10 protein-coding genes are annotated in these 10,738 nt (G+C 43.0%); 9 read left to right on the top strand and 1 reads right to left on the bottom strand.

The genetic code is table 11. From position 1 onward, the window contains the following. On the top strand, nucleotides 1–852 hold an 852-nt coding region (locus WMO25_RS08825), incomplete at its 5' end, for a hypothetical protein (protein ID WP_349085039.1). A gap of 133 nt (nucleotides 853–985) precedes the next feature. On the opposite strand, the gene WMO25_RS08820 is transcribed toward WMO25_RS08825, so the two are convergent. Beyond that, a complete protein-coding gene (locus WMO25_RS08820) occupies nucleotides 986–2,218 on the bottom strand; it encodes an argininosuccinate synthase (protein WP_015514551.1) in 1,233 nt (410 codons plus the stop codon). Nucleotides 2,219–2,503: 285 nt separating this feature from the next. Between WMO25_RS08820 and argC the strand changes: the two genes are divergently transcribed. The 8 genes from argC (at nucleotide 2,504) to WMO25_RS08780 (ending at nucleotide 10,651) form a co-directional block, all read left to right on the top strand. Then, nucleotides 2,504–3,544 carry an N-acetyl-gamma-glutamyl-phosphate reductase gene (gene argC / locus WMO25_RS08815; protein WP_015514550.1) on the top strand — a complete coding sequence of 347 codons (1,041 nt, stop codon included), beginning with the start codon at nucleotides 2,504–2,506 and terminating at the stop codon, nucleotides 3,542–3,544. A 23-nt stretch (nucleotides 3,545–3,567) separates the two neighbouring features. Next, nucleotides 3,568–4,023 (top strand): GNAT family N-acetyltransferase, encoded by a 456-nt coding sequence (locus WMO25_RS08810; protein ID WP_015514549.1) that lies wholly within the window; start codon nucleotides 3,568–3,570, stop codon nucleotides 4,021–4,023. Nucleotides 4,024–4,038: 15 nt separating this feature from the next. Further along, nucleotides 4,039–5,262: a bifunctional glutamate N-acetyltransferase/amino-acid acetyltransferase ArgJ gene (gene argJ, locus WMO25_RS08805; protein WP_349085036.1), complete on the top strand. Its 1,224-nt coding sequence runs from the start codon at nucleotides 4,039–4,041 to the stop codon at nucleotides 5,260–5,262. Between the two features lie 27 nt (nucleotides 5,263–5,289). Then, nucleotides 5,290–6,189 carry an acetylglutamate kinase gene (argB, locus tag WMO25_RS08800; protein ID WP_349085035.1) on the top strand — a complete coding sequence of 300 codons (900 nt, stop codon included), beginning with the start codon at nucleotides 5,290–5,292 and terminating at the stop codon, nucleotides 6,187–6,189. Continuing rightward, the gene (locus WMO25_RS08795) at nucleotides 6,179–7,375 is read left to right on the top strand and encodes an aspartate aminotransferase family protein (protein WP_349085033.1); all 1,197 of its coding nucleotides are present in this window, start codon (nucleotides 6,179–6,181) and stop codon (nucleotides 7,373–7,375) included. Before argB ends, WMO25_RS08795 begins: the two co-directional genes overlap by 11 nt. A gap of 367 nt (nucleotides 7,376–7,742) precedes the next feature. Further along, nucleotides 7,743–9,404, top strand: coding sequence for a Na/Pi cotransporter family protein (locus WMO25_RS08790; protein WP_349085032.1), 1,662 nt, complete (start codon nucleotides 7,743–7,745; stop codon nucleotides 9,402–9,404). Between the two features lie 187 nt (nucleotides 9,405–9,591). Then, entirely contained in the window at nucleotides 9,592–10,038 is a 447-nt protein-coding gene (locus WMO25_RS08785) for a Fur family transcriptional regulator (RefSeq protein ID WP_015514545.1), read from the top strand. Next, nucleotides 10,013–10,651 (top strand): HAD family hydrolase, encoded by a 639-nt coding sequence (locus WMO25_RS08780; RefSeq protein ID WP_270514058.1) that lies wholly within the window; start codon nucleotides 10,013–10,015, stop codon nucleotides 10,649–10,651. Before WMO25_RS08785 ends, WMO25_RS08780 begins: the two co-directional genes overlap by 26 nt. Nucleotides 10,652–10,738 lie beyond the last annotated feature (87 nt).

Below are 10,738 nucleotides of genomic sequence, written 5' to 3'. Positions count from 1 at the left end.
GAATTGTATCGTATTTTTCTGTCCTTATTCCATGAGCACAGAGAATACTTTTATGACTGGTGTGAGATTGGCTCTATCTACGGAGCACCATCGGATTGCATCTGGGGCGGCGGCCGTGTGGAAGATGAAACCTGTGATCCGAGTGATGCTTTAGCCCTTATGCAGAAATATGGCATCTCGGCAAGGCTTACTTTCAGTAATTCCCTGCTGAGAAAAGAGCATCTTTCAGATAAAAGATGTAATACTTTATGTGCATTGTTTTCAGAGAGCAGCCGTGTACAGAATGGCGTGATCATTCATTCGGAGTTGCTGCTGGATTACCTGAAAGAGAATTACCCGAAATTATACTTCATTTCTTCTACAACAAAAGTGCTGACGGATTTTGAGGCATTCCGGCATGAGGTGGAGCGCGATGATTTTCGCTATGTTGTGCCGGATTTTCGTTTAAATAAACAGATGGATCAGCTGAATACATTGACACAGATACAGAAAGATAAAGTGGAGTTTTTGTGCAATGAATGCTGCTGGTTTGGCTGTAAGGACAGGAGAAACTGCTATGAAGCGGTCAGCCGCAGGAATCTTGGTGTAAATGCACCGGAACATCACTGTAAGGCGCCTGCCGCTGAGCAGGGCTATCGGTTTTCAAAGGCAATGAGGAATCCGGGATTTATAGGGATTGATGATATCCAAAATATCTATATACCTATGGGCTTTTCCAATTTTAAGATCGAAGGGCGGGGGCTTGGCAGTGCACTGGTTCTGGAATTTCTGTTATACTACATGACAAAGCCAGAATATCAGTTGAACGTCAGAGAAGCCATTTATCTGGATAATATGCTTGATCTATTTTAATAGCACGCTATTGATAATTTAATAATAGCGTGCTATTATTTTGAATAAAAACATCCCTGAAACATTTGGCGATGCGCCTGTTTCAGGGATGTTTTATTTCCTTCTGCCATCAGATATTACTGAGGCTTTTTATCTATTTATCAGCGTTTTTGTTGGCTACTTCAGCCATTTTCATTGCACGTACTTTTAATGGCAGACCGAACAGTGTGATGAATCCATCTGCATCGTGGTGGTCATAGAGGTCACCTGTTGTGAAAGATGCAAGAGATTCGCTGTACAGTGAATATGGGGAAGTAGTACCGGCTTTGATGATATTGCCTTTGTAAAGTTTGAATTTAACTTCACCTGTCACATATTCCTGAGTGGATTCAACAAATGCCTGAATTGCTTCACGTAATGGTGTGAACCATTTGCCTTCGTAGCATACCTGAGCCAGTTTGTTGCCCATTTCTTTCTTAACTTCTGCAGTTGCACGGTCAAGAACCAGTTCTTCCAGCTGCTGATGTGCTTCCATAAGAATTGTACCACCCGGTGTTTCATAAACACCACGGGATTTCATACCTACAACACGGTTTTCAACGATATCAACGATACCGATACCATGTTTGCCACCAAGTTCATTCAGTGTACGGATGATATCAGCCACTTTCATTTCTTTGCCGTTGACAGAAGTAGGAACACCCTTTTCAAATGTCATTGTGACATATTCCGGTTTGTCAGGTGCTTTTTCCGGTGGAGTTGTGAGCACAAGTACATGATTGTAGTTTGGCTCAAGAGATGGATCTTCCAGTTCAAGGCCTTCATGGCTGATGTGCCATAAGTTACGGTCACGGCTGTAGCTGCTGTCTGCGGAGAATGGAAGGTCGATGCCGTGTGCTTTACAGAAATCGATTTCATCCTGACGGGACTGCATTTTCCATACATCTGTCATACGCCATGGAGCGATAATCTTGATGTCAGGAGCCAGTGCTTTGATACCAAGTTCGAAACGAATCTGGTCATTACCTTTACCTGTTGCCCCATGACAGATTGCAACAGCATTTTCTTTTCTTGCAATTTCAACAAGCTTCTTGGCGATGCCAGGACGAGCCATGGAAGTACCAAGTAAATATTTGTTCTCATAAATTGCATTGGCCTGAACACAAGGAACGATATAGTCTTCACAGAATTCATCAACGATATCTTCGATGTATAATTTGGAAGCGCCGCTCATCTTGGCTCTTTCTTCAAGACCGTTTAATTCTTCGCCCTGACCAACATTGATACAGCAGCAGATAACTTCATAATCAAATGTTTCCTTTAACCATGGGATAATGGCTGTAGTGTCAAGACCGCCTGAATATGCTAAAACAACTTTCTCTTTCATTTGTAAAATCCTCCTATATAAAAAACATGTTCATTCATTTGTGATGATGTGTTCGCTAAAGTGTATATTTCTTGCGAGCACTCAATTAATATACACCAGAAGTATGAATAATGCAATAGTTTTTTCGTAAAAAATGTATTTTTATTAATTGTGCATGCATAATTATGAATATTTTTTTGATTTTTTTACTTTACTTAATTGAAGATATGTATTAATATAGATAGGTGTTGAACGAAAAATGAATAAACTGCCTTTTAGCGGTTTAAGATAAAGGAGTTATGAAAAATGATTAAAGCAGGAATTATCGGTTCCACCGGTTATGCCGGTCAGGAACTGGTTCGTCTTCTGATGCAGCATCCGGATGTTGAGATTGTCTGGTATGGCTCAAGAAGTTATATTGATCAGCAGTATGCAGATGTTTTCCAGAATATGTTTCAGATTGTAGATGCCAAGTGCATGGATGACAACATGGATGCACTGGCAGATGCGGCAGATGTTATCTTTACAGCAACACCACAGGGCTTATGTGCCTCTCTTGTGAATGAGGATGTTTTAAATAAAGTGAAGATTATTGACCTCAGCGCAGATTTCCGTATTAAAGATGTAGAAGTTTATGAGAAATGGTACGGCATTAAACACAAGAGTCCTTCCTATATTAAAGAGGCTGTATACGGACTCTGTGAGATCAATCGTGAAGACATCAAGGGTGCAAGACTGATCGCCAATCCGGGATGTTATACAACATGTTCTATTTTGACATGCTATCCACTAGTAAAGGAAGGCCTCATTGACCCGAATACCATTATCGTTGATGCCAAGTCCGGTACATCCGGTGCGGGCCGCGGTGCCAAGACGGCTAACCTTTTCTGTGAAGTGAATGAGAATATGAAGGCTTATGGCGTCGCAACACATAGACATACACCTGAGATTGAAGAACAGCTCGGTTATGCAGCCGGTTATCCAATCACCATCAACTTTACACCGCATCTTGTACCGATGAACAGAGGTATTCTGGCTACAGCGTATGCTTCTTTGAAAGAGGGCGTGACAGAAGAGCAGATCAGAGCGGCTTATGACAAATATTATGCCAATGAGAAGTTTGTCCGTGTACTGAAACCGGGTGTATGTCCTGAGACACGTTGGGTAGAAGGCAGCAATTATGTGGATGTCAATTTCAAAGTGGACCTGAGAACACACCGTGTCATTATGATGGGTGCCATCGACAACCTTGTCAAAGGCGCAGCCGGACAGGCAGTTCAGAACATGAATCTTGCCTTTGGCCTGGATGAGAGCACAGGTCTGAACCTTGTGCCTATGTTCCCATAAGAAAATGAAGGTAGAATATTAGAATGAATGATATTATAATAAGAACAATGACGATTGATGACTATGATCGTGTGGCGGCGCTCTGGGCTGGTATCAAGGGCTTTGGTATCCGAAGCATTGATGATTCCAGAGAGGGCATTGAGCGATTTCTTCGCAGAAATCCCAACACCAGTGTGGTGGCGGAGATGGATGGCAAGCTTGTGGGTTCCATTCTCTGCGGACATGATGGCCGTCAGGGCTGTCTGTATCATGTTTGTGTGGATGCTTCATACAGACAGCATGGCATTGGGCGTAAGCTTGTAGCCAAAGCGATTGAAGCATTGAAGGCAGAGCAGATCAATAAAGTCTATCTGATCGCATTTACAAGAAACGAGGGCGGTAATGCCTTTTGGAAAAAGGTCGGCTGGCAGTGTCAGGATGATCGGAATTATTATGATCTGAACCTGAACGAGGCCAACATGACTGTGTTTAATGAATAAAAGAGGTGGCAGGAAATGGAATATATTGAAGGCGGCGTGACAGCAGCAAAGGGATTTAAGGCTTCCAGTGCAGCTGCAGGCATCAAATACCAGGGGCGTACGGATATGGCCATGATCTACAGCGATGTACCATGTGTGGCTGCAGGCACTTTTACAACCAACATTGTAAAGGCTGCTCCGGTGAAATGGGATAGACAGGTTGTATATGAATCCGAACATGCACAGGCAGTCATCTGCAACAGCGGTATTGCCAATGCCTGTACAGGTGTGCAGGGAATGGCTTACTGCGAAGCTACAGCAGCGAAGGCTGCGGAAGTACTTGGTGTTCAGAAAGATGCTGTATTGGTGGCATCCACAGGAGTTATCGGTATGCAGCTGAAAATGGACAGAATTGAAGCAGGGATTGATATGCTGGCACCTGCCCTTGACGGAAGTATCGAAGCCGGTCATCTGGCAGCAAAAGCCATTATGACCACAGATACTGTTCCGAAGGAAGTCGCTGTGACGTTTGAGATTGGCGGTAAGAAAGTGACTATGGGCGGCATGTGCAAAGGATCTGGAATGATTCATCCGAATATGTGTACCATGCTTGGTTTTATTACAACAGATGCCAACATTTCCAAAGCACTGCTTCAAGAAGCACTCAGCGAAGATATCAAGGACACTTACAATATGGTTTCTGTTGATGGCGATACATCTACTAATGATACGGTGCTGCTTTTGGCGAATAGTCAGGCAGGCAATCCTTTGATCGATACAAAGAATGAAGATTACAAAGCTTTCTGTGAAGCACTTCATGCAGTGAATGCATGTCTCTGCAGAAAGATTGCAGGAGACGGCGAGGGTGCATCTGCACTCTTTGAAGTGAAGATCATCGGTGCCGAAACAAAGGAACAGGCAGTAACATTGAGCAAGTCTGTTGTGACATCCAGTCTTGTTAAGACAGCTATCTGCGGCCATGATGCCAATTGGGGGCGTATTCTGTGCGCAATGGGTTATTCAGGCGCACAGTTTGATCCTGAAAAAGTGGATCTGTTCTTTGAAAGTGCATCCGGCAAGATTCAGATCATGAAAGACGGCGTGGCTGCGGATTACAGTGAAGAAGAAGCAACAAAGATTCTTTCCGAGCCTGAGGTAACTGCGATTGCAGATATCAAGATGGGCGATCAGGAAGCTACAGCCTGGGGCTGCGATCTGACGTATGATTATATTAAGATTAATGCGGATTACCGTTCATAATTAACGGGGAAAAGGAGAAATAGAAGAATGGAAAAGGACATGAATCAGTATCTTTCAAAGGCTGAAGTACTGATTGAGGCTCTGCCTTATATTCAGCGATTCAACCGTAAGATTATCGTGATCAAATACGGAGGCAGTGCGATGATGAATGACGAACTGAAGAAGAATGTCATCGCCGATGCTGTTTTATTAAAACTTGTCGGATTCAAGCCGATCATCGTTCACGGTGGCGGCAAAGAAATCAGCCGTTGGGTGAATAAAGTAGGCATGGAAGCACGTTTTGTCAATGGCCTTCGTGTGACAGATGCGCCAACTATGGAAATTGCAGAAATGGTTCTGAATAAGGTGAATAAGAGCCTTGTCCAGATGGTTCAGGAACTGGGTGTCAAAGCAGTTGGTATCAGCGGCAAGGACGGCGGCCTTCTGAAGGTAAAGAAAAAATACTCCAATGGAGAGGATATCGGTTTTGTAGGTGAGATTACAGAAGTTACACCGAAGATTCTCTACGATTTACTGGAGAAGGATTTCCTTCCAATCGTATGCCCGATCGGTATGGATGAAGATTACAATACTTACAATATCAATGCGGATGATGCTGCATGTGAGATCGCAAAGGCTGTGAATGCAGAAAAACTGGCTTTCCTCACCGATATTGAAGGCGTTTACAAGGATCCGGAGGATCCGGATACACTGATTTCAGAGCTGACATGTGAAGAAGCCCATGCACTGATTGAAGAAGGGTTTATCGGAGGCGGTATGCTGCCGAAGCTCAACAACTGTATTGAGGCAATTGAAAACGGCGTTTCACGCGTACATATTCTGGATGGACGTATACCGCATTGCCTCCTTCTGGAAATCTTTACAAACAAAGGTATTGGTACTGCAATTTTGGGCAGTAAAGAAAGCAGGTATTATCATGAACAATAAAGAAATTATGGATTATGCAGAAGAGGCGATCATTCATACATATAATCGTTTTCCTGTTGTGCTTGATCACGGTGACGGCGTTTATCTTTATGATGTGGAAGGCAAAAAGTATCTTGACTTTGCAGCCGGGATTGCTGTATGTGCGTTTGGTTACAATGTCAAAGAATACAATGATGCTCTGAAGGCTCAGATCGACAAAATGATCCATGTGTCCAATTTGTATTATACACAGCCTATGGCAGAAGCGGCACACAAGCTGGTGAATGCCTGCGGCCTTAAAAAGGTATTCTTTACCAACAGTGGTACAGAAGCCATTGAAGGTGCCATCAAGCTTGCCCGTAAGTATGCATGGACAAGAGATAATGGTTCCACAGATCATGAGATCATTGCCATGAACCATTCGTTCCACGGCAGAAGTATCGGTGCCCTTTCTGTCACAGGCAATCCTCATTATCAGGAAGCCTTCAAACCACTGATTGACAAGATAGTGTTTGCTGAGTATAACAATTTAGAGGATGTTGCTTCTAAGATCACGGATAAGACATGTGCTATTATTATGGAGACTGTACAGGGGGAAGGCGGTATCTATCCGGCTACACGTGAGTTTATCCAGGGTGTGCGCAAGCTCTGTGATGAAAAGGACATTCTGTTGATTCTTGATGAGATTCAGTGCGGTATGGGCCGTACAGGCAAGATGTTTGCTTATGATTACTACGATGTAAAACCGGATATCCTGACCGTTGCCAAAGCACTGGGATGCGGTGTGCCGATTGGTGCCTTTGTTGCCGGAGAAAAGGTTGAAAAGGCATTGGTAGCCGGTGATCATGGATCTACATATGGCGGCAATCCTTTAGCTACAGCAGCAGCGAATGTTGTATTTGACATGTTTGAAAGCCGTCATATCCTTGACAATGTCAATGAAGTAGGCGCATATCTGGGAGAAAAACTGGCATCGTTAGTTGAGCGTTATGATTTCATCAAAGAAACAAGAGGTCTTGGATTGATGAGAGGTCTTGAATTTACAATCCCTGTTGGGAATATTGTTGCAAAATCTATTGCCAACGGTCTTCTGATCATTTCTGCAGGTACTAATATCATCCGTTTTGTACCGCCGCTTGTTATCACAAAAGAAAATGTGGATGAAATGTATGAGAAACTGGACAAAATCCTTTCAGAAGTTCAGTGATCTAAACAGACTGTCAGAAGCATTTATATAAGAAATTTTTAGTGTATGAGTGTCTATACAGATCAAGAAGAATCGGATTCCAAAAGAGATCCGATTCTTTTTTTACTACTTTTTTCTGAAAACGCAGGCAAAAAATAAAAAAGAGGAGTTGACATAATTTACAAGCTGAAAAATAGGAAATTTCAGGGAAAAGTGTGCAGGCTTCAATTATTTTTTATTGAATTAAGTTGACATAATAATGTTTTCGGAAGCTAACATAAAGTAAATTTCTAAAAAAAGGACTTGTCAAGCGGCGCAATATATATTAAAGTTGTTAGTGGTATATTTTTACATAAGTTTTACATAAGTAAAATCAAGGAGAAAAAAGATGAATATTTCAGGTATGGTTTTGGGCCTTATAGGAGGTTTGGGTCTTTTCCTCTATGGTATGACGTTGATGAGTGATAGTTTGGAGAAGGCAGCCGGTGCCAAACTCCGTGGTGTCCTTGAATTGTTCACGAAGAACAGATATGTGGGTATCATTGTGGGCGTTGTGTTTACGGCGATTATACAGTCCTCCAGTGCTGCAACAGTTATGGTTGTCAGTTTTGTAAATGCCGGTCTGATGACGCTTTATCAGGCTATTGGTGTTATCTATGGTGCTAACATTGGTACGACCGTTACATCACAGCTTGTTTCGTTTAATCTGTCTCAGTATGCGCCGGTATTTATTATGGCAGGCGTTCTGATGCTGATGATCTTCAAGAATCCAACGGTGAAAAAAGCCGGAGAGGTTGTCATCGGTTTTGGTATCCTTTTCCTGGGAATCAGTACCATGTCTTCTTCTATGGGTGCTTTGAAAGAACTTCCGGCTATCCAGAATCTGTTCATGTCTCTGGACAACCGATTCTTTGCTTTGCTGCTTGGATTAGTGATCACGGCGATTGTACAGAGTTCTTCTGTGACAGTCAGTATTGTGCTCCTTTTGGCACAGCAGGGATTACTTCCGCTGAAGATTTGTTTCTTTATTATTCTTGGATGTAATATCGGTGCCTGCATGTCAGCGATGCTTGCCAGTCTCAGCGGCAAGAAGAATGCTAAACGTGCAGCTTTGATCCATTTATTATTCAATATTATCGGTTCCATCATTATGGCAGTCATTCTTTTGATCGGTTCCGATTGGATTGAAGCGTTGATCATGCATATTTCCGGCGGCAATCTCGGCCGATGTGTTGCCAATACGCATACCATCTTCAAGGTCTTCCAGGTTATCATTCTGATGCCGTTTATGAGTTGGATTGTCAAACTGACCTATCTCATTGTACCGGGTGAGGATAATGATGTAGAAGATGAATATGAAATGAAGTATATTGGTGATGGCGACAGACTTTCATCGGCGACGGCTATTCCGCAGGTCTGCAGTGAGATCAGCCATATGGGTGAAATTGCCATTGGCAATCTGGAAAAGGCGCTGGATGCACTCCTGACTAAGGATGACAAGGCGGCGAAGGAAGTGTTTGAGGTTGAGAAGCGTATCGACTATATGAACAAGGAAATCACAGATTATCTTGTTAAAGCCAACCAGATCAGCTTACCGGTAGGAGACCGCAAGAAATTGGGGGCCCTGTTCCATGTTGTCAGCGATATCGAACGTGTCGGTGATCATGCAGAGAATATTGCAGAAGATGTTGAGAAGTTGATTGATATGAAAGAAGATATTAATGGCATGGCCGGAGATGAGATCCGCAGAATGCAGGAGATGACGGTGAAGATTCTTCATCTTTCGATGGATATGTTCAATCTTGAAGATGACAGCCATCTTCAGGAAATTCTGGATCTGGAGAATGCCATTGATGCGAAAGAGCGTGAGCTTCAGGATTTACATGTCAAGTGTCTGACAACAGGCGAATGCAGTGCTCAGGTGGGTATGATGTTTTCGGATTTAGCTTCCAATCTTGAACGAGTTGCGGATCATGCAACGAATATTGCATTTTCAATTTTGGAAGAAGATCCGGAAGGAGATAAGCCTCCAAAAGTCGAACTTGCGTAATACAGCATTGAGAATCAACAGATAGAAATTCAATACAGAATAGGAAATACCTGAGGGAAATGAATGAACACAGTATCTCTCAGGTATTTTTGCGCCTGATTTTGTACTGTACAGATAAAAGAAAAGCTATTATAATAGGAAGAGAAAATTATATGAGATAAGAATAAATATTCGGAGGATGCAGAGAATGTCTGATGATAAACAGAATAGAAATACAAGACAGAAATCGATGATTCTTGAATATCTCAAAGACAGACAGGACACTCATGTCCGTGCAGAAGACATTATTCATGATCTGAATGCAGGTGAAGAACGGGTTGGCAAGACAACCGTATACAGAGTTCTGAAGTCTTTGGAAACAGAGGGGAAGATTCGTAAGTATACATTAAGTGAAAAGTCACCGGCCTGCTATCAGTTCAGCGGCGGGCATCCTGAATGCAGACATCATTATCATCTGATGTGCAGTGAGTGCGGCAGACTGATTCATTTTGAAAGTGAACACATGCGGCAACTGGCAGATGAAATGATGGCGAAAGAGGATTTCGCAGTGGATGAGAGTAAGACTGTTTTTTATGGCTGCTGCGGTGAATGCCGCAGGAAGATACAGAATGGAGAAGAAGATGAAGATAGATAGTTTGATTTTTGATTTAGATGGTACACTCTGGGACTCTTCAGAGGGAATAGTTGCTACATGGGCGCTTGTTTTGGAACATTATCCGGAGATTCACAAGAAAGTGACAGCGGAGGAATTGGCTTCCAATTTCGGCTTACCCCTTGATCAGATAGCACGCAATATGTTTCCTGAACAGACGGAAGCACTGAGAATGCGTCTGATGGATGAATGCTGTGAACAGGAGAATATTTATTTGGCAGAACATGGCGGTATTCTCTACCCGAAGCTGGAAGAGACCTTGCAGAAGCTTTCAGAGAAATATCCGCTGTTTATTGTCAGCAATTGTCAGGACGGCTATATCCAGAGCTTTTACAGCGGCAATCACACAGCGAAGTACTTTAAAGACTGTGAATGCATCGGTGTGACCGGCAAATCCAAAGGAGCAAACATCCGCCTGGTCATGGAAAGAAACGGACTAAAATCTCCGGTCTACATCGGTGATACCCAGGGAGACGCCGATGCAGCTGCACAGGCCGGCATTCCGTTCATTTATGCTGCTTATGGCTTTGGCCAGGTTAAAGCCTTCGATGCAGAAATTCACACCTTTGAAGAACTGCTTGATATCGTGGAATAAGCAGAACTATATCTGAATGGATTCAAAAAGAGTTATTCGAACACAGGTGCTTCAACGTCGGCCGGTACTTAGGCAGTGTATTGTACT

This window comes from Coprococcus intestinihominis (assembly GCF_040096555.1).
GTDB classification, from domain to species: Bacteria; Bacillota; Clostridia; order Lachnospirales; family Lachnospiraceae; genus Coprococcus_A; species Coprococcus_A intestinihominis.
This window is presented reverse-complemented; position numbering and strand designations above follow the sequence as displayed.